20 protein-coding genes are annotated in these 20503 nt (G+C 68.9%); 10 read left to right on the top strand and 10 right to left on the bottom strand.

Annotated elements, in window-relative coordinates; genetic code table 11:
* Positions 1-74 precede the first annotated feature (74 nt).
* Together ASC81_RS17915 and ASC81_RS17920 are read left to right on the top strand one after the other, a co-directional pair.
* Entirely contained in the window at positions 75-1460 is a 1386-nt protein-coding gene (locus ASC81_RS17915) for a metallophosphoesterase (RefSeq protein ID WP_056269874.1), read from the top strand.
* Positions 1461-1643: 183 nt separating this feature from the next.
* The gene (locus ASC81_RS17920) at positions 1644-3077 is read left to right on the top strand and encodes a S41 family peptidase (RefSeq protein WP_056269875.1); all 1434 of its coding nucleotides are present in this window, start codon (positions 1644-1646) and stop codon (positions 3075-3077) included.
* A gap of 60 nt (positions 3078-3137) precedes the next feature.
* On the opposite strand, the gene ASC81_RS17925 is transcribed toward ASC81_RS17920, so the two are convergent.
* The gene (locus tag ASC81_RS17925; RefSeq protein WP_056269877.1) at positions 3138-4301 is read right to left on the bottom strand and encodes an MFS transporter; all 1164 of its coding nucleotides are present in this window, start codon (positions 4299-4301) and stop codon (positions 3138-3140) included.
* A gap of 83 nt (positions 4302-4384) precedes the next feature.
* On the opposite strand from ASC81_RS17925, the gene ASC81_RS17930 reads away from it, so the two are divergent.
* From ASC81_RS17930 to ASC81_RS17955, 6 genes are all read left to right on the top strand, one after another.
* A complete protein-coding gene (locus tag ASC81_RS17930) occupies positions 4385-5134 on the top strand; it encodes a HesA/MoeB/ThiF family protein (RefSeq protein WP_056269879.1) in 750 nt (249 codons plus the stop codon).
* Positions 5135-5201: 67 nt separating this feature from the next.
* Positions 5202-6077 (top strand): LOG family protein, encoded by an 876-nt coding sequence (locus tag ASC81_RS17935; protein ID WP_056269883.1) that lies wholly within the window; start codon positions 5202-5204, stop codon positions 6075-6077.
* The gene (gene rocF, locus ASC81_RS17940) at positions 6074-6994 is read left to right on the top strand and encodes an arginase (protein ID WP_056269886.1); all 921 of its coding nucleotides are present in this window, start codon (positions 6074-6076) and stop codon (positions 6992-6994) included. Before ASC81_RS17935 ends, rocF begins: the two co-directional genes overlap by 4 nt.
* A 63-nt stretch (positions 6995-7057) precedes the next feature.
* A complete protein-coding gene (locus tag ASC81_RS17945; RefSeq protein WP_056269890.1) occupies positions 7058-7891 on the top strand; it encodes a metallophosphoesterase in 834 nt (277 codons plus the stop codon).
* 369 nt (positions 7892-8260) lie between these two features.
* On the top strand, positions 8261-8869 hold the full coding sequence (locus ASC81_RS17950; RefSeq protein WP_056269893.1) for a hypothetical protein: 609 nt from the start codon (positions 8261-8263) through the stop codon (positions 8867-8869).
* A gap of 71 nt (positions 8870-8940) precedes the next feature.
* Complete coding sequence (locus ASC81_RS17955; RefSeq protein ID WP_056269895.1) at positions 8941-9780, top strand: hypothetical protein; 840 nt, start codon at positions 8941-8943, stop codon at positions 9778-9780.
* A gap of 16 nt (positions 9781-9796) precedes the next feature.
* On the opposite strand, the gene ASC81_RS17960 is transcribed toward ASC81_RS17955, so the two are convergent.
* Genes ASC81_RS17960 through mdcA form a run of 7 tightly spaced genes read right to left on the bottom strand, consistent with a single transcriptional unit; the run spans position 9797 to position 15771 of the window.
* Complete coding sequence (locus ASC81_RS17960; protein WP_056269898.1) at positions 9797-10723, bottom strand: acyltransferase domain-containing protein; 927 nt, start codon at positions 10721-10723, stop codon at positions 9797-9799.
* Positions 10720-11559, bottom strand: coding sequence for a triphosphoribosyl-dephospho-CoA synthase MdcB (mdcB, locus tag ASC81_RS17965; protein WP_056269900.1), 840 nt, complete (start codon positions 11557-11559; stop codon positions 10720-10722). The genes ASC81_RS17960 and mdcB overlap by 4 nt, the downstream gene beginning before the upstream one ends.
* On the bottom strand, positions 11556-12224 hold the full coding sequence (mdcG, locus tag ASC81_RS17970; protein WP_056269902.1) for a malonate decarboxylase holo-[acyl-carrier-protein] synthase: 669 nt from the start codon (positions 12222-12224) through the stop codon (positions 11556-11558). Before mdcG ends, mdcB begins: the two co-directional genes overlap by 4 nt.
* Positions 12221-12922, bottom strand: coding sequence for a biotin-independent malonate decarboxylase subunit gamma (locus ASC81_RS17975; RefSeq protein WP_056269905.1), 702 nt, complete (start codon positions 12920-12922; stop codon positions 12221-12223). The genes mdcG and ASC81_RS17975 overlap by 4 nt, the downstream gene beginning before the upstream one ends.
* Positions 12922-13782 carry a biotin-independent malonate decarboxylase subunit beta gene (locus ASC81_RS17980; RefSeq protein WP_056269907.1) on the bottom strand — a complete coding sequence of 287 codons (861 nt, stop codon included), beginning with the start codon at positions 13780-13782 and terminating at the stop codon, positions 12922-12924. The genes ASC81_RS17975 and ASC81_RS17980 overlap by 1 nt, the downstream gene beginning before the upstream one ends.
* Complete coding sequence (gene mdcC, locus ASC81_RS17985) at positions 13779-14102, bottom strand: malonate decarboxylase acyl carrier protein (protein WP_056269910.1); 324 nt, start codon at positions 14100-14102, stop codon at positions 13779-13781. The genes ASC81_RS17980 and mdcC overlap by 4 nt, the downstream gene beginning before the upstream one ends.
* Before the next feature lie 4 nt (positions 14103-14106).
* Positions 14107-15771, bottom strand: a complete 1665-nt coding sequence (gene mdcA, locus ASC81_RS17990) for a malonate decarboxylase subunit alpha (protein ID WP_056269913.1) — start codon at positions 15769-15771, stop codon at positions 14107-14109.
* 232 nt (positions 15772-16003) lie between these two features.
* Between mdcA and ASC81_RS17995 the strand changes: the two genes are divergently transcribed.
* Positions 16004-16954 carry a tripartite tricarboxylate transporter substrate binding protein gene (locus tag ASC81_RS17995; protein ID WP_056269915.1) on the top strand — a complete coding sequence of 317 codons (951 nt, stop codon included), beginning with the start codon at positions 16004-16006 and terminating at the stop codon, positions 16952-16954.
* A 19-nt stretch (positions 16955-16973) separates the two neighbouring features.
* Here the strand turns inward: ASC81_RS17995 and ASC81_RS18000 are convergent, their stop codons facing one another.
* Positions 16974-17906: a LysR substrate-binding domain-containing protein gene (locus tag ASC81_RS18000; RefSeq protein WP_056269918.1), complete on the bottom strand. Its 933-nt coding sequence runs from the start codon at positions 17904-17906 to the stop codon at positions 16974-16976.
* Positions 17907-17926: 20 nt separating this feature from the next.
* A complete protein-coding gene (locus ASC81_RS18005; RefSeq protein WP_082536623.1) occupies positions 17927-18739 on the bottom strand; it encodes a DUF429 domain-containing protein in 813 nt (270 codons plus the stop codon).
* A 38-nt stretch (positions 18740-18777) separates the two neighbouring features.
* Here ASC81_RS18005 and ASC81_RS18010 point away from each other — a divergent pair, with 38 nt between their 5' ends.
* On the top strand, positions 18778-20484 hold the full coding sequence (locus tag ASC81_RS18010) for a GGDEF domain-containing protein (RefSeq protein ID WP_056269922.1): 1707 nt from the start codon (positions 18778-18780) through the stop codon (positions 20482-20484).
* Positions 20485-20503: the final 19 nt, after the last annotated feature.

Here is a 20503-nt window from a genome sequence, read left to right on the forward strand (position 1 = left end):
GGTGGCGGCAATCTACAGGCTGCCGCCCGCCGCGACCGCGCTAATCTGCCGACGCTCACACAGTTGATCGACACATGATTCATCGCGCGCGTTTCACCTGGCAGGTCGCGCTGATCGCCCTGCTGACCCTGGCCGGCTGCGCCACGCCACCGCCGCCCGCCCCGCCACCGCCGGTCGGCCTGCAGCAGGCCTGGGTGCAGGCCGTCTCCGGCCCCGGTTGGGCCGTGCGCGCGCTGACCGACGAGGTCTGCCCCACACTGCGCTGGGGTGACAGCACCGTGCCGATGCAGCAGCGCAGCGCACCCGGCGACGAGGCGCCCCCGCCCGGCAACACCCAGCCCGAGCGCAAACCCACCCGCTTCACGCTGCGCGCCTGCGAAGCGCCCTGGCCTGCGGGCGCGGCCAGCGTGCAAGTCGGCCACCTGACGCTGCACGCCCCCAAGGCCGAGCTGCGCCGCATCGTCGTCATCGGCGACACCGGTTGCCGGCTCAAGGCCTCGGAGCGTGACTTCCAGCCCTGCAACGACGCGTTTGGCTGGCCCTTCCCGCGCGTGTTGGCGCGCGCACTGGCGCTCAAGCCTGACTTGGTCGTGCATGTGGGCGACTATCACTACCGCGAAAGCCCCTGCCCGACCGGCATGGCGAGCTGCGCGGGCAGCCCCTGGGGCTACGGGGACGACGCCTGGCAGGCGGATTTATTCCGGCCGGCCGGGACCCTGCTGGCTGCCGCGCCCTGGGTGTTCGTGCGTGGCAATCACGAGGCCTGCTCGCGCGCCGGCCAGGGCTGGCTGCGCTATCTGGATGCGGAGGCCGGCCCGGCCCGCGTCTGCCAGCCCGAACTCGCGCCCGGCGATTTCAACAACGGCGACTTCACTGAGCCCTTCACGGTGCCGCTGTCGCCTCGCAGCCAGCTCATCGTCTTCGATTCATCGGCGGTCGGCAGCCGAACGCCAGCCAGAAATTCACCCGCCTGGGCGCGCTGGCGCCAGCAGCTCGACCGCGTGGCCGATTTGGCCCAAGGCCGCATCCAGAGCCTGTTCGCCAGCCATCACCCCAGCTTGGCCTTCGGCCCCAGCCTGACGGGGGCGCCGCGCAAGGCATCGTCTGGCCTGACACCGCTGCTGCAGGACGCGACGCCGGGCCGCCTGTTCCCGCCGGGGGTGCAGGCCACGCTGCACGGACATCTGCACATCCACCAGGTGCTCGGTTTCGCGAGCAATCAGCCAGCCAGCCTGGTGATAGGCAATGGCGGCTCGGCCGCATCGGGCCGCATCAACGCGGCGGCTGCGCTGAAGGCCGAGCTGCTGCCCGGCGTCAGCCTGGAAACATTTCAAAGTCACACCGATTTCGGCCTGTCGCTGCTGACCGCAACGCCCGAAGGCTGGCAGTTGCAGGCCTTCAATGCGCTGGGCCAGCCGCTGGCCACCTGCAGGCTGGCCGGGCAGAAGCTGAGCTGTTGAGGAAGCACGCCTGGTAACGACTGACTTTCGTCACGTAGGCCAACGCGCATTTCGTCACTGCACGCTGGATTTGAAGGGTTTCCGCAGGGTAAATGGGCCCGGATTTCTAGGGGGGCCGGGCTACACTTGGCCTCACCTGTCCAGCTGTTTAGGCAGGATCACGTTGATAGAGGACTCGGCTTCATGAGCTCCAAGTTGAAAGTCGCTGGTTGGGTTGCCCTCGGTTGCGTTGCAGGCGCGCTCACCACGATGCAGTTGCAGGCCAACGCCCGCAGCAGCCTCTCCCCGCTGCCGTTGGACGAAATGCAGCAGCTCGCTGCCGTCTTCGGGCTCGTCAAGGCTGAATATGTCGAGGCCGTCGACGAGAAGAAGCTGATCAACGACGCCATCGCCGGCATGGTCTCCGGGCTCGACCCGCACTCCCAGTTCTTCGACAAGAAGACTTTCAAGGAATTCCGTGAAGGCACGTCCGGCAAGTTCGTCGGCGTCGGCATCGAGATCGGCATGGAAGACGGCTTGGTCAAGATCGTCTCCCCCATCGAAGGCTCGCCCGCCTTCCGCGCCGGCCTCAAGAGCGGCGACCTCATCAGCCGCATCGATGACTCCGCCGTGCGCGGCCTGAGCATCGAGCAGGCTGTCAAGAAGATGCGTGGCGACCCGGCCACCAAGGTCAGCCTGACCATCTATCGCAAAGCCGAGAACCGGACCTTCCCGGTGACCATCGTCCGCGAGGAGATCAAGGTCCAGAGCGTGCGCGCCAAGGTGCTGGAGCCGGGCTATGCCTGGATCCGCGTCAGCCAGTTCCAGGATCGCACGGTCGAAGACTTTGCCAAGAAGCTCGAAGAAATCTACAAGCAAGAGCCCCAGCTCAAGGGCCTGGTGCTCGATCTGCGCAACGATCCGGGCGGCCTGCTGGAGGCGTCCGTCGCCGTCTCAGCTGCCTTCCTGCCCAAGGACGTCGAGGTTGTGTCGACCAACGGCCAGATCGCCGAGTCCAAGGCCAGCTACAAGGCCACGCCGGACGACTATCGCCGCCGCGGTGGCGACGACCCGTTGAAGCGCCTGCCGGCTGCGCTGAAGACCGTGCCCCTGGTGGTGCTGGTCAACGAAGGCTCAGCCAGCGCGAGCGAAATCGTCGCCGGCGCCCTGCAGGACCACAAGCGCGCCACCGTCATGGGCGCCCAGACCTTCGGAAAGGGCTCGGTGCAGACCGTGCGCCAGCTCGGCCCCGAGACGGCGCTGAAGATCACCACGGCCCGTTACTACACACCGGCCGGCCGCGCCATCCAGGCCAAGGGCATCACGCCCGACGTCATGCTGGACGAAACCGCCGAGGGCAATGTCTTCGCCGCGCTGCGCATGCGCGAGGCCGACCTGGAAAAGCACCTGAACAACGGTCCGGAAGACAACGAAGAACGCCAGAAGGCCCGCGAGGAAGCCCGCGCCAAGCTTGAAGCCGAGTACGCCAAGCGCGCCGAGCCGCCCAAGCCGCTGCCTGAGTTCGGCTCGGCCGAAGACTTCCCGCTGGTGCAGGCACTGAACCAGCTCAAGGGCCAGCCAGTGATTGCGTCCAAGGCGCCGCTGGAACGCAAGGCCGAAGCCAAGACCACGGAATAAGAACAATAAGCTCCTGACTATGTTTCAAGCACCGGGCCTCGCAAGAGGCCCGTTTTTTTTTTAGCGGCGCCGGGTGATGCGCCAGGCGGCGAGTGCCGCCGCCGCGCCGAGCACGGGCACGGCACGCCAGCCAAAGGCCGCCAGCAGCGTTGAGCCGAATGCCGCGCCGCTGGCCATGCCGACGAACATCACGCTGACCAGCACGGCGTTGAGCCGGCTGCGTGACGCCGGGTCCAGGCTGTAGATGACGCTCTGGTGAGAGATCAGCGCCGCCTGCACGCCCAGGTCGAACACGATCGCCACGGCCACCAACAGCCACAGCGAGGCCGGCGCCAGCGCCTGTACGGCAAAGGCGATGAAGACCAGCAAGGCGCCGATGCGGATGACCGCATGCGGCCCGCGCCTGTCGGCCATGCCGCCGGCCAGCGGCGCCACCAGCGCGCCAGCCGCGCCGGCCAGCCCAAAGGCGCCCGCCACGGCGCTACCCTGTCCAAACTCCGGCCCGGCCAGCACCAGCGCCAACGTGGACCAGAACGCGCTGAACGCCACGCTAAGCAGACCCTGCGCCAATGCCGCGCGGCGCAGCGGTGCGTGCTGGATCCACAGCCGCGCCATGGATGCCAGCAATGCACCGTAGCTGAGCTGTGTCGCCGGCACGAAACGCGGCAGCGACCACCAAAGCAGCGGGATCAGCAGCGCAACCGCCACGGCCGCTGCCGCATAGACGGCCCGCCAGCCCGCCCACGCCGCCACCGAGCCGGCCGCCACGCGCGACAGCAGGATGCCCAGCAGCAGCCCCGTCATCACCTGCCCCACGCGCTTGCCGCGTTCCGCCTCTGGCGCCAGCGTGGCCGCGGCAGGCACCAGGTCCTGCGCGAGCGTGGCCATCAGGCCGATGGCCACGCTGGCGACGCACAAGGACGCGAAGCCCGGCGCCATGGCCGCAAAGGCCAGCGCCGCGACGAGGGCGGCCGCCTTGATGACGATGATGCGGCGGCGGTCGTACCGATCGCCCAGCGGCGACAGCAGCAGGATGGCCGCGGCATAACCGAGCTGGGTCAGCGTGGGCAGCAGCCCGATGGTGGCGGTTCCGACGCCGAACTGGTCGGACAACAGGCCCAGCAGCGGCTGCACGTAATAGATGGACGCGACGGCGAGGCCCGTAGCTGTGGCGAGCAGCAGCGTCTGCGCGGAGCCGTGCCGGGTCGTGGTGGGTGGCTGCATGCGCGCCAGTGTCGGCGCCGCCGCAAGCCTTTGCCGGGCGCGGGCTTGTACCTGCACCCTGACCGTGCCGCTATCCTGACGCAATGACCGACGACGACCTGCTGCGCTATTCGCGCCATCTGCTCCTCGACGACATCGGCATCGAAGGCCAGCAGCGCCTGCTGGATGCCAAGGCGCTGGTGATCGGCGCCGGCGGCCTGGGCTCGCCGGTGGCGCTCTACCTGGCGTCCGCGGGCGTGGGCCGCATCACGCTGGTGGACCACGACACCGTGTCGCTGACCAACCTGCAGCGCCAGATCGCCCACGACATGAGCAGCCTGGACCAGCCCAAGGTCGACTCAGCCGCGGCGCGCATGGCCGCACTCAACCCTGGCGTGCAGGTGCGCGCGCTGGCCGAGAAGGCCGACGCCGCCCTGTTGGATGCCGAGGTGCCCCGCGTGGACGTCGTGATCGACTGCACCGACAACTTCGCCACCCGCCACCTCGTCAATGCCGCCTGCGTGCGTCACGCCAAACCGTTGGTTTCGGGCGCTGCCGCCGGGTTCGACGGCCAGATCAGCGTCTATGACAGCCGCTCACGCGAGTTGCCCTGCTACGCCTGCCTGTTCCCACCCGAGTCGGGTTTCGAGGACGTGGCCTGCTCGACCATGGGTGTGTTCGCGCCGCTGGTGGGCATCATCGGCAGCATGCAGGCCGCCGAGGCGTTGAAGCTGCTGGCCGGCGTGGGCGAGCCGCTTGCCGGCCGGCTGCTGATGCTGGACGGTCGCCGCATGCAGTGGAGCGAGATCGCCATGCAGCGAGACCTGGAGTGCTCGGTCTGCAGCGGTGGATGAAATCCCGCGGGGCCGCAGCATTGCGGCACAAAATTCGGCACTGACCTGCCCACAATCGCCCCCGCCCATGAAGCCCACCGACGTCCCGACGCGCAACTTCCCGACAGCCAAGGAAGAAGTCCGCACGCTGCAGCCCCACCCCGAGTACGACCAGCCCGGCAGCGCCTACCAGCTCGCGTTCGCCGACGACACCTTCCTGTTGCGCCAGGACATGCGCCACGTGCGCATGCAGCTGGAGCTGATGAAGCCCGAGGTCATGCAGAACGAGCAGGGCGTCAAGTCGACCATCGTCATCTTCGGCAGCGCGCGCATCCTGTCGGCCGAGGCCGCCCAGGCGCTGTTGACCGTGGCCGAGGACCGCGGCGACGAGGCCGGCGCCGTCAAGGCGCGCCGCCAGCTGGCCATGAGCCGCTACTACGAGGAGGCGCGCCGCTTCGCGCAGATCGTGACCAGCGCATGCTCAGAGCGCAGCCAGCCCATCGTCATCGCCACCGGCGGCGGCCCCGGCATCATGGAAGCCGGCAACCGCGGCGCCTACGAGGTGGGCGGCAAGAGCGTCGGCCTGAACATCGTGCTGCCACACGAGCAGTACCCCAACCCCTACATCACGCCGGAACTGTGCTTTCGTTTCCACTACTTCGGCCTGCGCAAGATGCACTTCCTGATGCGCGCCATCGCGCTGGTGTGCTTTCCTGGCGGCTTCGGCACGCTGGATGAGCTGTTCGAAAGCCTGACGCTGATCCAGACCAAGAAGAGCCGCCCCCGCCCCATCCTGCTGTTCGGGCGCGAGTTCTGGACCAAGCTGATCAACATCGAGCTGCTGCTGGAGACGGGAATGATCAGCCCCGGCGACGAAAAGCTCTTCCACTACGTCGAGACGGCCGAAGAGGCATGGGCCGTGCTCCAAGGCGAACCCGAACTTTCAATCGTTCCCGCACCATGACCAAGCTCAGAAACGTTTCCCTGATCGGCGCACCCACCGACGTCGGCGCCGGCGTACGCGGCGCCAGCATGGGCCCCGAGGCCATTCGCGTGGCCGGCCTGGCCGAGGCGCTGCGTGCGCGGGGCGTCGATGTCGTCGATCGGGGCAACCTTGTCGGCCCGTCCAACCCCTGGGCGCCGCCGGTGGAAGGCTATCGCCACCTCGACGAGGTCGTGGCCTGGAACCGCATCGTGCACGACGCCGTCTACAACGAGCTCAAGACCGGTCGCATGCCCATGCTGCTGGGCGGCGACCACTGTCTGGGCCTGGGTTCCATCGCCGCCGTGTCCCACCACTGCCGCGACACCGGCAAAAAGCTGCGCGTGCTGTGGCTGGACGCCCATGCCGACTTCAACACCAGCGAACTGACGCCGAGCGGCAACATCCACGGCATGCCGGTCGCCTGCTTGTGCGGCTTCGGTCCCAAGGAACTCATCGAGATCGGCGGCCATGTGCCTGCGGTCAGCCCGAAGTGGATACGCCAGATCGGCATCCGCAGCGTCGACGAGGGCGAACGCCGCTTCGTGCATGAACACGACCTGGAAGTGTTCGACATGCGCTTCATCGACGAGATGGGCATGCGCCACACCATGGAGCTGGCGCTGGCTACGCTGGACGACAACACCCACCTGCACGTCAGCTTCGACGTCGACTTCCTCGACCCCGTGATGGCGCCAGGCGTCGGCACGACGGTCGGTGGCGGCCCGACCTACCGCGAAGCCCACCTGTGCATGGAGATGATTGCCGACACCGGCCGCATGGCGTCCATGGACCTGATGGAACTGAACCCGGCGCTGGACGAGCGAAACAAGACGGCCCTGGTGGCGGTGGATCTGATCGAGTCGCTGTTTGGCAAAAGCACTTTGATGCGGAAATGAGTTTGCCCTGCTTCGCAGACGACAAATCCACGTTGATGCGCAACTGAAACCAGGACGCTGACCATGGACGCCACACCCTATTTGCTGGTCCAGCTCAGCGACCCCCACATCACCCATCCGGGCCGGCTCATCTCCGGCCGCGTCGACACCGCGGCCGCACTGCGCCATGCGGTCGATCGGGTGCTGCAGGTCCGCCCCCGGCCGGTGGCCGTGTTGATCAGCGGCGACCTCGTCGATGCGGGTCACCCGTCCGAGTACGCGCAGCTGCGCGATCTGCTGGCACCGCTGACGGCCGCCGGCCTGCCGCTGGCGCTGCTGCCGGGCAACCACGATGCGCGCGCGCCGCTGCAGGAAACGTTCGCCGGCATCAGCGGCGTGCAATGCGGCGCACCGGGCCATGCGGCCATCCAGTACGCCTTGGACCTGCCCGGCCCGCTGCGCCTGGTCGTGCTTGACAGCCTGATGCCTGGCCGCCCCGAGGGCGGCTTCGATGCGTCCAGGCTGAGCCAGGCCCAGGCCCTGCTGGCCGAGCGGCCCGCCACGCCCACCATCGTCGCCCTGCACCACCCGCCACACGGCACCGGCCTGGCGGCCATGGATGCGATGGGCCTGCAGCAGGGCCTGACCGAGTTCGAGGGGCTGATCGCCAGCCATCCCCAGGTGGACCGCGTCGTCTGCGGCCATCTGCACCGCATGACACTCGGCCGCATCGCGCACGCCAGCGTCATCTCCGCACCGTCCACGGCCCACCAGGTCGCCCTCGACCTCGCGCCCGATGCGCCGCTCGCCATCGCGCTTGAGCCGGCCGGCTGGCTCATCCACGCCTGGGGCCCCGGTATGCCGCTCGTCAGCCACCTTGCGGTGGCCGGCCACCACGAGCGCATCCCCGACCTTTGAACCGCCCCTACGAGGATGCGGCGCTCGCAAGAAGCGCTCGCCCTCCTCGCATACCTGTTCTCGGGCTGGCCAAGCGGACCAATGCGCCTCCCGACCGCGCGGCAACACCAAGCGCTACACGTTCTTCAGCAGCCCCGGCGCACCGGTGAAGGTAAACGGGAAAGGTCCTTGGGGCCTTAGCGCCTATCCACAAGGTTGAGTATGGGCGCCGGGAAAGTGGCTGGTTGCTGCCCCTCGCCCTTGCCCCCCGCGTCAAACTGCCATCTCATTGCCGGCGCTCACATCAGCGTTGAAACCGTGGCCGCCGGATTAGGAGGTCATCGTGCCGAACAAAACAACGCACCCCGATCTGCAAGGTGTCATCAGCTCATGAATTCACCATTCCCCACACTCCATGCACCGCTGTTCGTGCTGGTGGTTTTCGGTACGCTGGTCGGGGCGCGTCTCAGCGCCTTGTTGATCCCGATCGACTTCTATTTCACCTTCGAGTCCCTCTTCTCAGATCGGACGGCGCATAACCACGTCCTTGCCCTGTTGACCAAGACGGCGTCGCCGCTGTTGGTCGGCCTTGCGGCTGGCGTGTACATCGTTGCGTTTTCCAGACCCGGGGGCGCGCGAGCAGTCAGATCCAGCCTCGCCCGGCGCGTTCGCAACCTCTATGGACCGACGCTGTTCGCCGCGGGGTTCTTCGCTTCGCTGCTCTCCGCTTGGCCTGCCATGGTCTATTGGGATCTGCTGGCCAATCCCGCCGTGGCGCACCTCAAGCCCGCATTCCTGGGCTTGTACGCGATCTACATGCTGGCTTTCGGCTATGTGACCGTGCTCGGGATGCTGTTCGGCATCTACCTGGTTGAACACTGGGCCGCAGGCCCGCCCGGCACAGAGTCGGTATCAATGAAGGAACTGGCCCGGGTGGGCGGGCTCTGGCTGCTGAACTCCAGCATCGCGTCCTTCGCCATGAAGGCGCTCACGACGTGAAGCGGTTTCGCCTACGGCAATCGGCCCCTGCAGTCCCGCCGCTCAGCACACCGGGAACAGGTGCGCTGGCAATGCCGCTGCTGCTCGGGACACTGGCGATCGCTGCCTGCCTCAGCCTGACGGGCCCCGAGTACCTCAAGCCCTCATCTGAAGGCAATGAGGCGAAGGAGTCCAGCGCAGCGTCGCCCAGCCGCGCCGTCCTCGTTCCCCTGATTCCGTTGGAGCGGCAGGGCACGCTGGCTCGCCCGGTCAACGACGCCATCCACGGTGCCGCGAGGAACCGTGTCGCTGCGAACGTCCTCCTGCGGTCCGGGTACCTGTCCAGCTTTGCCATCGAAACTGACCCCTCGACAGGCCTGCGCGCATTCACGGCGGTTCCGGATCCGAACATCGAAGGTTGTGCGTTCGCCGGCGGCGGCGAGCGCGAAACCCAGCAACTGGCCCGGTTGGCCATGGCCGTCGTTGCGGTCGAGAAGTTCAATCGCAGCTGGCCGCAAAGACGCATGGAGTGGTGGCTCGCGAAGACGGCGCTGGCACTGTCCGGCCGTATCCCCGACCTCTCGTTCGGTCCGGCCCAGATCCGCCCGTCCACAATCGCAGGCATGGCCGCACAAGCCAAGGCACTTCCTGCGGTGCATGCATACGGGCAGCTACCGCCGGCCAAGTTGCTTGGACAGTTGATGGACGAATGCGCCGCCTTGGGCATGGCGGCGAACCTCTTGATGCAGTGGCGCGAAGAGAAGGGCAACCTCTCGGCGGCCATTCAGGCCTATGGCGGCCAGAGGCGTGAGACCTACGCCGTCGTCGACTACGTTCCTGTCGTCTTCGCCATCGCCGGGCTGTTTGTTGACCAACGCCCGCCCTTGGAGGAAAGCACCGACACTGAACTCGGCGAGTCGAGTTCACAGTGAGCGCGAAGCAGGGGCCTCAAGCGCTGGCCGCACGCCCCATGCAATCGTCAACCCAGCACAGCACGCCCTCTGCGCTACGGAACTCGTCGACGGAGCGCGCCGGGATGGCCGGATGGCGGTTGCGCCACATTGCCGCGAGCCCCGAGCCGGGGCCGACCTCCAGCACGCAACGCACGCCGCGCTCAGCCACGGCATCCATGCAGTCGTCCCAGCGCACGGTGCTTGCAATCTGCTGGGACAGCGCGTTGGCCAGAACGGCAGAGTTGCGACTCGCGCTGCCGCTGAAGTTGCAGACGATGGATGTCGACGGTGGCCTCAGGGTCAGCACGGCCAGGCGTTGAGCGACCGCCGCTGCGGCAGCGGACATGGCCGGCGTGTGGGAGGCGACGGCGATGGGCAGGCGCGTGCAGCGAAAGCCCGCGGCGGTCCAGTTTGCCGCAGCGGATTCCAGCGCAGTGACCGCACCGCCGACGATGGCGCGCTCGGCGTTGATGCGGATAGCGACCGCCAGGCCCGGTGAAGCTTCGGCCAAAGCCAGCGCACCCGGACCCTGCACGGCCAGCAGCCCGGTGGCCTGACCGGCCACACTGTCGCTCATGGCCCGCGCGCGAAGAGCGGCCAGCTCAAGCGCCGTGTCGGTGTCGAACACCCCGGCCACTGCATGGGCTGCAAGTTCGCCCACGCTGTAGCCGGCGACCACGGCGGGCTGCGGCAGCACAGGCGCCAGCACCCGCCAGGCCGCGATTTCGAGGCCGGTCAGCAGCGGCTGGGCCACCTGGTTGCTGTGCAGCCAAGCCGCGTCGCCGAGCCGCGACCGCCAGTCCGCGCCCAGGTGGCCAGCCATGGCCTGCAGCGGCGCGGCGGCTTCGGGCTGGGCGTCCAGCCAGGGCAGCATCAGCGGGTGTTGCCCGCCCTGACCCGGGAAGAGCAGCGCCAGCGTCACCCGATGCGCTGCAGCCAGCAGGCGGCAGCCAGTGTGTCGGCCGAGCCACCGGGCGAAAGTCGGCGGCGTACGAACTCGGCGCCGATGGCTGCGGCGGTTTCAGGGCCCTGCGAAGCGCCACCGGCGGCGAGGAAATCGCGCGCGGCCGCCTGCGCAAAACGCAGTCCCTCCACCCCCCCGCGGTGCGCCAGGTTGCTGTCGTCCAGCACGGCCATGACGGCGAACAGCGTGTCCAGCTGGGCCGGCATGCTCGCCAGCCCGCGCCCACGTGCCGCGCGCAATGCGGGCTCGGCCGTCTCGAACAGCGTTGGAAACCCGAGCGCTGCCTCGTCGGAGGCACTGCGCAGGCCCAGGCGGCGCGCGGCTATGCCGCCGGGCAACGTGGGCGGTCGTTGCGCGCGCACGCGCAGCGTGCCGCCCCACCTCGCCAGCAGCGTCTGGCGCACGGCCGCGGGCGTGGGCCGCTGACTTTGTGCCGACAGCGCGCCGGCCGATGCGCAGAGCAGGCCGAGCATGAAGATGGCGCCGCGATGAGTGTTGACGCCGCCCGTAGCGGCCAGCATGCGGGCCTCGGCGGCGATGCCGCAGCGCTCCAGCTCGGCAAAGGGCGCGCCGGCCGCGCCCAGCTCGGCGATGCGCACGAAGTAGCTGCGCAGCGCGAACAGGCTGCGCATGAAGGTGTGGGCATCCATGTCGCCATGGCTGCCACGGTCGGTCAGCGTGACGAGGCCGGGCTTGGGCGTCAGGGCGAGTTCGTCATGCAGGGCCAGCGTGGCGGCACGGCCGATCTCGTGCGCGCCGGGCACGTGAGATGCGGTTGCGCGTTGAGGCTTCATGCGCTGACCTCGGCGCCTTCGAACTCATGGAGCGAAGTGGCCATCGCCGCGCCGTGCAGGCGCTTGACCAGCAGCGTGTGGGCTCGACCGGCGCGCCAGGCCTGCCATTCGCGCCACGCCACTGCGGCGCCACCTTCGAACACCAGTTCGCCGTCCAGCCGCAGCGTCGGCGCAACGAAACCGGCCAGCACCGCGGTCACGGCATCCGCCTGCTGCGCGTCCTCCACCGCCACCCACAGGTCAACGTCCGAGCCCTCGCGCAGATGGTCCAGCCCGGTGAAGTGCTCCCAGCCGTGGCTGCCATAGGCGCGGGCTGTCACGCCATCGACCTGCAGCCGTTCAGCCAGTTGCCGCGCCGCAGGGCGCGCGCTGGCGGGTAGCTGGCCGAGGACCTGGTCGAGGCGCGGGAACTCGTCGAAATACAGCACCTCGGCCAGCGGCACGCGCAGCGCGAGGCGGCGGCGCTGCCAGCGGCCCGGCGCGCACAGGCCCAGGGCAATGGTGTCGCCGTCATCCATCGACTGGCGTGTGACGACCACGGGCAGGCTATGCCCGGCCCAATGCTGAAGGCAGTGACGCGCCGTCTCGTCCCAGCTGCCGCCCAGCAGGCGCGCCCAGCCGGCGCTGGACAGCCAGGCGATCTGGTGGCGGTGCAGCGGCGTCATGGCGCGTCCAGCACTAACTGGGCCACGCGGGCGGCCATCCGCCGGCCGCCGCGCGCGGCGCCGTCCTCGGCGCGCTGGTCGGCTGTCGGCGCGCTGGCCAAGGCCTCTCGCAGCGCGGTGGCCAGGTCGCCCTGCCAGAGCTTGCGCACCCCGCCCATCGCCACGTAGTTGTCCACACCCGGCGCGAACACGGGGTTGGACTCGGACAGCCCGGCCAGCATGGCCTCGGGCAGCTTGGTGACACGGGCCATGGCCGGCAGGCGCATGACACGGATCTCGGCTTCGGGCAGCGCGTCGCAGGCATCGGCGATCAGGCCGGATGTGATGAAGCCGCCGGACAGCGCCTGGTCATAGACAAGGCCCAGCACACGATGGCCGCGACGGCGCGCGAGGTCGATGCACATGCCGAGATGGGCCATCGCGCGGTTGATGCCGAGCAACTCGTCGCGGCGGCGCAGCTGCTGGCCCTGGGTGTCGATCAGCAGCAAGATGCCGCGGCTCGGGTGCTGCGCCAGCGTGTCAAGCACGGCACGCGCCTGGGCCAGCGCAAGCTGCACCCCGACTGGCGCATGGTCGGTGCTGCCGATGACCGTGAGGGGCTGACCGTCGAACTCGACGGTGCCGCGCAGCAGGTCGCCGTCGCGTGTGATGCCGTGCCCGGCACCGAAGAGCTCATCCGCAAGCGTCTGCCAGTCCATCAGTGTGCTCCCAGCGGTTGCAGCGCGGCCACATCGAGGTCGGGCACGCGGGCGGCGTCGGCCGCACCGGTCGACGCCCAGAAGGCGACCGCGTCATTTCCTTCGAAAAGCAGGCGCGCGGCGAGCCGGGCGTGTTCCGCTTCCAGCAAATCCAGCGTGACCGGCCGCGCCGCATCCAGCGCTGTGATGGCTGCCGCGCGAAAGGCGGCGACGTCGTCCTCCACCAGCGCATCGCAATCGCCGCTCAGCCAGCGGTGCTTGCCGCCGGTCGTGCGCCAGACCAGGGCGCGGTCGCGCGAGTCGAACTCTTCGACACCGTGCGAAGCCTCGATGACCTCGGGGCCCGACATGGCCAGCCGACCGAGGTCGCTCATGACGATGTGGTCGGCACAACGCGCCACGATGCCCATGCCGCCGAAGCAGCCATTGGCGCCGCCGATCAGCACGATGACGGGAATGCCTGCGGTGCGCACATCGAGCAGTGCGCGCATCACCTCGGACACAGCGATGAGACCCGCGTTGGCCTCATGCAGGCGCACGCCGCCGGACTCGGCCAGCAACACTACCGCTTTGGGCCGGTCGCGCAGCGCGCGCTTCATCAGGCCGACCAGCTTGGCGCCATGCACCTCGCCGACGCCGCCGCCCATGAACTCGCCTTCCTGCGCGGCGACGAAGACCTCATGGCCATCGAGCGTCGCGCGGCCGATGGCGACGCCATCGTCGAAGGCCGAGGGCACGCCCAGCTGGGCCAGATGCGGGCTGGTCAGCCGCATCGACGGCGGCAGCCATTCGTGAAAGCTGCCCTTGTCGACCACCAGCGCAAGACGCTCACGCGCCGAGCATTCGGCATAGCTGATCATGGCTGCAACTCCTGCGCGGCCTGGTCCAGCCGCAGACTGACGACGGCCGGCGTGGCGCCCATGTCATGGATGGACAGCAGCACGCCGGCGAGTTGGTGGCGCTGATGAAAGTCGCTGACGACCGCCGACCAGATGGCGCCGAAACCGCGCGCCGAGGTTTCGATGTGGACACGGCAGTCGCTGCCGACCGCGGGCTCCAGCAGCACTTCGAGGTTGCCGGAGCCGACGACGCCGACCAGCACCGGCGCGAAGGCGCCGGCAGGCCGCGTACCGGTGAAGGCGTAGTCCAGGGTTTCGAGGCCAGGGTTGGTCATCGTCATGTCCTCACCAATTGCGAAAACGCTTGGGCGGGCTGTAGAGGCCGCCGGAGGCGCGCACGAGGTCGCGCATACTGCGCGCGGCCAGCAGGTTGCGCGTCGCGTCGCGCGGGTCGATGCCGAGGTCGGCAGGTCGGCGGATCACACCGCGGTCGCGCAGGTTCTCGACCATGCGCGCGTCGCGCGCCAGGCCCACCGCCGTGTAGCCGGCCACGCCACGGATGGCCTGCTCGCGCTCCTCGTCGCTGCGGCACAGCAGCAGGTTGGCGATGCCTTCCTCGGTCAGGATGTGCGACACGTCCTCACCGTAGATCATGATCGGCGGCAGCGCCATGCCGGCCTGTTCCTGCAGCGTCCAGGCGTCGAGCCGCTCGACGAAGGCAGGCTGCATGTGCTCGCGGAAGGTCTCCACCATCTGCACGACCAGCTTCTGGCCGCGCGGCGTGCCGGCGGCGCCGCTGCGGCCGGCGCGGGCCTCGGCGCCGGCCTTCAACCAGGCGGGGCTGGCGTGACGGCGCCCACGCGCATCGGCGCCCATGTTGGGCGCGCCACCGAAGCCGGCAATGCGGCCCAGCGTCGCCGTCGAGCTGTTGCCATCGAGGTCGATCTGCAGCGTGGAGCCGATGAACATGTCGCAGGCGTAATGCCCGGCCGCCTGGCAGAAGGCACGGTTGCTGCGCAGGCTGCCGTCGGGCCCGGTGAAGAAGACGTCGGAGCGGGCACGGATGTAGTCCTCCATGCCGAGTTCGGAGCCAAAGGAGTGGACCGATTCGACCCAGCCGGCCTCGATCGCCGGAATCAGCGCCGGATGCGGATTGAGCGCCCAGTGCTTGCCGATCTTGCCTTTGAGGCCGAGCGATTCGCCATAGGTCGGCAACAGCAGCTCGATGGCCGCGGTGTCGAAGCCGATGCCGTGGTTCAGCCGCTGCACGCCGTACTCGCCATAGATGCCCTTGATGGCCATCATGGCCATCAGCACCTGGATCTCGCTGATCTGCGCTGGGTCGCGCGTGAACAGCGGCTCGATGAAGTTGGGGCTGGGGGCCTTGACGACGAAGCTGACCCAGTCGGCCGGGATGTCGACGCGCGGCAGAACATCCACGATCTCGTTGACCTGGGCGATGACGATGCCGCCCGAGAAGGCGGTGGCCTCGACGATGGCCGGCGTGTCCTCGGTGTTGGGGCCGGTGTAGAGGTTGCCCTGGGCGTCGGCCGCATGCGCCGCCACCAGCGCCACCTTGGGCGTCAGGTCGACGAAGTAGCGCGCGAACAATTCGAGGTAGGTGTGGATGGCGCCGATCTCGATGCCACCTGCCGCGACCAGCTTGGCCAGCCGGGCACCCTGGGGGCCGCTGAAGCTGAAGTCCAGCCGGGACGCGATGCCGTTCTCGAACACGTCCAGGTGCTCGGGCAGGGCCAGCACCGACTGCACCATGTGCAGGTGATGGACGCGCTGCGGGTCAACCTGCACCAGCGCCTTGGCCAGGAAGTCGGCCTGCTTCTGGTTGTTGCCCTCCAGGCAGACGCGGTCGCCGGGCTCCAGCACGCACTCCAGCAGCGACACGATGGCTTCGGCGGCCACACGCCGGCCTTGCACGCCGGCCAGTGCCGCGGCTCGCGAGAGGCGCTCGCGGCGCTGGCGGTCACGCTGGTTCCAGGCCGGGGCGTTCATCGGGTTCTCCTCTGTTGCAGCCGCAGTGTGGAAGTGGCCGCCCGGCCAATCAATCAACCTCGCCGTCCGACGTTTACGCTCGCTGGAAATGTCGGTCGTTGAACGTTCCGCTTTGGGTAAGCATTCATCGGACTGGCTGATTGATCTGGCGGCGTCTGCGCGCTTACCGTGCGATGGCAGCGCCATGCCGACAAGGCACGGGACGCTGACTCACAGAACAGGAGACATCACGATGAAACGCCGCACCCTTCTACCCGCACTGCTGACCCCCTGGCTGGCCCAGGCCCAGGGCAACAAGCCCCACACCTGGATCGTCCCCTTTCCGGCCGGGGGCGGTACAGACGCTTTTGCGCGCCCCCTGACCACGGTGCTGACGCGCCAGATGGGCCGCCAGGTGATCATCGACAACAAGGGTGGCGCTGGCGGCACTGTGGGCGCCGGCGTGGCGGCCAAGTTGGCGGCGGACGGCAGCAACTTCTTCATGGGCGCTGTGCACCATGCCATCGCACCGGCCATGTACCCGCGTCTGGACTACAAGCTGGAGGAGGACTTCATTCCCGTCGCACTGCTGGCCAGCGTGCCCCAGGTCATCGTCGTCCACCCGGGCCAGTTGCCGGTCGGCGACCTGAAGGGCCTGCTGGCCGCGGTGCGCGCCAAGCCCGGCCGCCTCAACTACGGATCGGCCGGCAATGGCACCTCTCACCATCTGGCGGGCGAGCTGTTCAAGCTACAGACCAAGACCTTCATCACCCACATCCCCTACCGCGGCGCCGGCCCGGCCCTGCAGGACCTGATCGCCGGGCAGGTCGATCTGATGTTCGACGGCCTGGGTTCTTCGGCCACCCACATCAAGAGCGGGCGCGTCAAGGCGCTGGCCGTGGCGGGGTCCAAGCGCGCCGTCGGCTTCCCCGATGTGCCCACCGCCACCGAGGCCGGCGTGCCGGGCTACGAGGTGTCGACCTGGTACGGCCTGTGGGCGCCCAAGAGCACGTCCAAGGAGGCCGTGGCCACGATGCAGGCCGAACTGCGCAAGGCCTTTGCCACCGAGGAGATCCGCAAGATCTGGAACGGCCTGGGCGCCGACACGCCCAACCTCTACGGCGACGCCTTCGGCCAGTTCGTCAGCGCCGAGGTCAAGCGCTGGGCTACCGTCGTCAAGGCCTCCGGCGCCAAGCTGGAATGAGCCTCTCCCCGGCGCCCCTTCAACCGGGTGGTGCGGGTGCCTGCAGGTCGGCCGAATGGCTGCGGCACGCTCCCAGCAGCGACAGCAGGTTGGGGTCGCGCTCCCGCGTGCGCAGGAAGACGACGCTGATCTTCTGGCGCATCTGGTAGCGCGGCAGCAGTGGCACCAGCACGACATTGCGCGGCAGCACGCCGCGGATGCGGCCCGGCAGCAGCGTGCAGCCGATGCCGCCGCTCACCAGGTTCATCAACGAGAAGATGTCGTTGGTGGTCATGGCCACATGCGGCTCGAAGCCCGCGACGCGGAAGGCCTCGACGAAGCGGTCGCGCGTGACGTAGCCCTCGTTGAGCGACACGAAGCGCTCGTCGGCGCAGCCGCCGAGGTCGATCTCAGCTTGGCGCGCATGGGGTGAATCGGCCGGCGCAGCGAAGAAGATTTCGTCCTCGAACAGCAGCTGCGACTCGACGTCAACCGCGCCCTCGGGGAAGCCCATCACCGCAGCATCAACCACACCGTCGCGCAGCTTGCGCAGCAGGTCGCTGTTGGAGCCCAGCACCAGCTCCGTCTGGATGTCCGGCTTGCGCAAGCGCAAGGCCATGATGAGGGCCGGCACGGTGCCGCTGGTCAACGAGTACAGCGAGCCGATGCGGATGCGGTCGGCCGCGTAGCCAGCGATTTCGCGCGTGGCGCGGATGCCGTTCGCCATGTTCTGCAGCACCTCGCGCGCCACGTCGGCCAGCGCATGCGCCGCGTCGTTGGGCTGCAGGTTGCGGCCCTCCAGCCGGAACAGGCTGCAGCGCGTGCCCGTCTCCAGAGAATGCAGCGCGCGGTGCACGCTGACCGTGCTGATGCCCAGCCGCTCAGCGGCGCGCGCAAGACTGCCGCTTTCCATGAAGGCCAGCAGGATCTCGAGCTTGCGAAAGGTGACTTCTTCGTCGATGCGATGCAGCATGGCCGGGGATCCTAGATGGCTCACGCGCCGACGATCCAGCCTTCCAGCGGGTCGACACCCGCCGGCCAGCTGTAGCGGGGTTGCTCGGCGGCCCAGGCGGCTTGCAGCATCGCCAGCACGGCGTCCAGGCTGTCGCCACTGGCATCGGCCACCAGGGCGTCGCGTTGCGCATGGCTGAGCTTCAGACGCAGGCCCAGCTTGGACCGTCCTTGCTCCAACGCGTCGACGATGTCCTTGCGCGCGATCAGCCGCTCTGGCGTCTGCGCCGCCTTGGTATCGCTCTTGTACGAACGTCGACCGATCAGCTCGCGCGCCAGCAGGCCGGGGTAGGCCTCCAGCGCAATGCGACTCGTGTCACCGTCCAGATGGCCAGGCAGGTGCACGCCAGCCGCGATCAGTCGAGGCACGCCGGCATGCAGCATCCAGGCCACCGGCGGGTTGACCCATTTCATGCTGGTGCTGGACCCGGCGGGGCCGTCGCAGGCGCGGTGGGCGAACTTGCCGCCCACCGGCCGCGCATCGCAGAAGGCCGCAAAGCGAGCGCGGATGTCGGCCCGCTCCAGGCCGGCGTAGTGCGCCATCAACGCGGCGTAGTCGGTCGGCCAGCGGAGGTGCTCGACCAGCTCGCGCGGCAGGCCGAAAGGCAGGTCCAGGCCGGCGACCCAGGGCCCCGGGCGCATCAGCCAGGCGGAGAAGCCGTCCAGGCTGTCCAGCGCTGTCAGGCCGGCCAGGCGGACGACGACGCCGTGGCGCTGGCCCTCGGCAATGCGAATCGGCTTGCCCGCCCGGGGCGCACTCGTGAAGTCAACCCCGAAAACCGTGATCACAGTCATGGCCGGCATTCTGGGGCTAGGCAGAATCAGCGGCTCCGATGTCAGACCTTCTGGACCTTCTGCCAAGCCTGCCCGCCGATGACGGCGGCTTTGACGCTGCCGCGTTCGACACAGGCTTCGCGGCGCAGCGCCGGCTTGCGGCGGCCGGCGCCTATCAGGCGTCGAGCGAGGGGCTGGAGCAGCTACTGCTCACCTGCCCGGCCACCGAACTGCGCCGCCGCGGCGAGGCCCTCGCCCTGCTCGCGCACCAATACCCGCGCCTCGGCCGGCTGACTTCCAGCGCGCGCTGCGCTACCGAGGCGTTGGCCCTGGCCCAACGCCTGGGCGACGACGTGTTGCTGGCCGACGCGCTGACCTCGCAGGCCTTCGTCTACGGCCAACTGCTGATGGCGCGGGAGGCCTTGGAGTCGGGCATGAAGGCGCTGGCTGCCGCACGCCGCGCCGCCGACCCGGTGCGCGAGGCCTGGGCGCTGAACCGCGTGGGCGTGGCCTATGGAAGCCTGGAGAACCCGGAGCAGGCCTGCGCGTCGACGGAGCAGGCGCTGGAGATCGCCGCGGGCACCGGCATGCAGGAGGTGCTGTTCTCCTGCCACAACAACCTGGCGTACTTCTGGCTGAAGCGCGTCGAGGAAGCACAGGCGCAGGGCAATGCCGACGCGCTGGCAGAAGCACTTGTCAGCGCCCGCCGCACAGCCGAGCAGGCCACCGAGCTGGCGCGAAGCTCCGGCAGCCCCTTCAAGGTGGCCGTGGCGGTGTCCAACCTCGTCAACGCGCTGCTTGCCGGCGGCCTGCTCGACGAAGCCTTGCCGCTGCTCAACGAGTTCGGCCACATCGCCCATGACCACGGCTACCGCACGCTGGCCATCGAAGCCGACGTGCAACGCGCCGTCTTCCTGCGCCTGAAGGGCGAGCCGCTGCAGGCCGCGCGCATCCTCGAAGCCCTATTGAACGCCGCCGTCGAGCCGCCGCCCCAGCTGCGCCGCCTGCTGGTTCGCTCGCTTTACGAGACACACAAGGCCTGCGGCCAGTACAGGCAGGCGCTGGCCTGGCTGGAAGACCTGTTCGGCCTGGACCGCCAGATCAGCCGCGACAACCTGGTGCTGCAGACCGAGGTCATCCTGATCCGGGACCAGGTCGAGCAGGCGCAGGCGCGCGCCGAAAGCGCCACCGCCGACGCTCGCCGCGAGCGGGCCCGCGCGGTCCATCTCGAGACCGAGCAACAGCGCCTGCGCGAGCATGCGATGGCCCTGGACCGCGCCGCGCATGAAGACGTGCTGACCGGCCTGCACAACCGGCGCCACGCCGAGTTTGCGGTGCCGCTGCTGGTCGAGGGCGCGCGCGTGGCGGGCCAGGTCATCAGCGTGGCGGCGCTGGACGTGGACCACTTCAAGAAGATCAACGACACGCACGGTCATGCCGTTGGCGACGCGGTGCTGCAGCAGCTGGCCCAGCTACTGCGCCACCGCCTGCGCAGCGCCGACCTGCTGGCCCGCATCGGCGGTGAGGAGTTCCTGGCCGTGCTGGTCGGCATCGCGCCGCCTCAGGCCGCCGAGATCTGCGAACGTCTGCGGCTGGCGATCACCGAACACGACTGGGCAGCCATCACGCCCGGGCTGTTCGTGCGCGTCAGCGTCGGCATCGCCGGCGGCGCGCCGCAACAGCAGGGCGAGAACCTCCTCAATCGTGCCGACCAAGCGCTGTATGCGGCCAAGCGGGGTGGGCGGAATCGGGTGCACGTGGATTAAGCGGCGCCCTGTGGCTCGG

The sequence above is a fragment of the Pelomonas sp. Root405 genome (genome assembly GCF_001425165.1).
Classification (GTDB): domain Bacteria; phylum Pseudomonadota; class Gammaproteobacteria; order Burkholderiales; family Burkholderiaceae_C; genus Pelomonas.

Bases quoted from the DNA above. Each gene is read 5' to 3' on its own strand.
- ASC81_RS18010 (WP_056269922.1), top strand. From the start codon at position 18,778: ATGTCAGACCTTCTGGACCTTCTGCCAAGCCTGCCCGCCGATGACGGC.
- rocF (WP_056269886.1), top strand. From the start codon at position 6,074: ATGACCAAGCTCAGAAACGTTTCCCTGATCGGCGCACCCACCGACGTC.
- mdcB (WP_056269900.1), bottom strand. From the start codon at position 11,559: ATGAAGCCTCAACGCGCAACCGCATCTCACGTGCCCGGCGCGCACGAG.
- ASC81_RS17950 (WP_056269893.1), top strand. From the start codon at position 8,261: ATGAATTCACCATTCCCCACACTCCATGCACCGCTGTTCGTGCTGGTG.
- ASC81_RS17935 (WP_056269883.1), top strand. From the start codon at position 5,202: ATGAAGCCCACCGACGTCCCGACGCGCAACTTCCCGACAGCCAAGGAA.
- ASC81_RS18000 (WP_056269918.1), bottom strand. From the start codon at position 17,906: ATGCTGCATCGCATCGACGAAGAAGTCACCTTTCGCAAGCTCGAGATC.
- mdcG (WP_056269902.1), bottom strand. From the start codon at position 12,224: ATGACGCCGCTGCACCGCCACCAGATCGCCTGGCTGTCCAGCGCCGGC.
- ASC81_RS17930 (WP_056269879.1), top strand. From the start codon at position 4,385: ATGACCGACGACGACCTGCTGCGCTATTCGCGCCATCTGCTCCTCGAC.
- mdcA (WP_056269913.1), bottom strand. From the start codon at position 15,771: ATGAACGCCCCGGCCTGGAACCAGCGTGACCGCCAGCGCCGCGAGCGC.
- ASC81_RS17980 (WP_056269907.1), bottom strand. From the start codon at position 13,782: ATGATCAGCTATGCCGAATGCTCGGCGCGTGAGCGTCTTGCGCTGGTG.
- mdcC (WP_056269910.1), bottom strand. From the start codon at position 14,102: ATGACGATGACCAACCCTGGCCTCGAAACCCTGGACTACGCCTTCACC.
- ASC81_RS17945 (WP_056269890.1), top strand. From the start codon at position 7,058: ATGGACGCCACACCCTATTTGCTGGTCCAGCTCAGCGACCCCCACATC.
- ASC81_RS18005 (WP_082536623.1), bottom strand. From the start codon at position 18,739: ATGACTGTGATCACGGTTTTCGGGGTTGACTTCACGAGTGCGCCCCGG.
- ASC81_RS17925 (WP_056269877.1), bottom strand. From the start codon at position 4,301: ATGCAGCCACCCACCACGACCCGGCACGGCTCCGCGCAGACGCTGCTG.
- ASC81_RS17955 (WP_056269895.1), top strand. From the start codon at position 8,941: ATGCCGCTGCTGCTCGGGACACTGGCGATCGCTGCCTGCCTCAGCCTG.
- ASC81_RS17975 (WP_056269905.1), bottom strand. From the start codon at position 12,922: ATGGACTGGCAGACGCTTGCGGATGAGCTCTTCGGTGCCGGGCACGGC.
- ASC81_RS17995 (WP_056269915.1), top strand. From the start codon at position 16,004: ATGAAACGCCGCACCCTTCTACCCGCACTGCTGACCCCCTGGCTGGCC.
- ASC81_RS17915 (WP_056269874.1), top strand. From the start codon at position 75: ATGATTCATCGCGCGCGTTTCACCTGGCAGGTCGCGCTGATCGCCCTG.
- ASC81_RS17920 (WP_056269875.1), top strand. From the start codon at position 1,644: ATGAGCTCCAAGTTGAAAGTCGCTGGTTGGGTTGCCCTCGGTTGCGTT.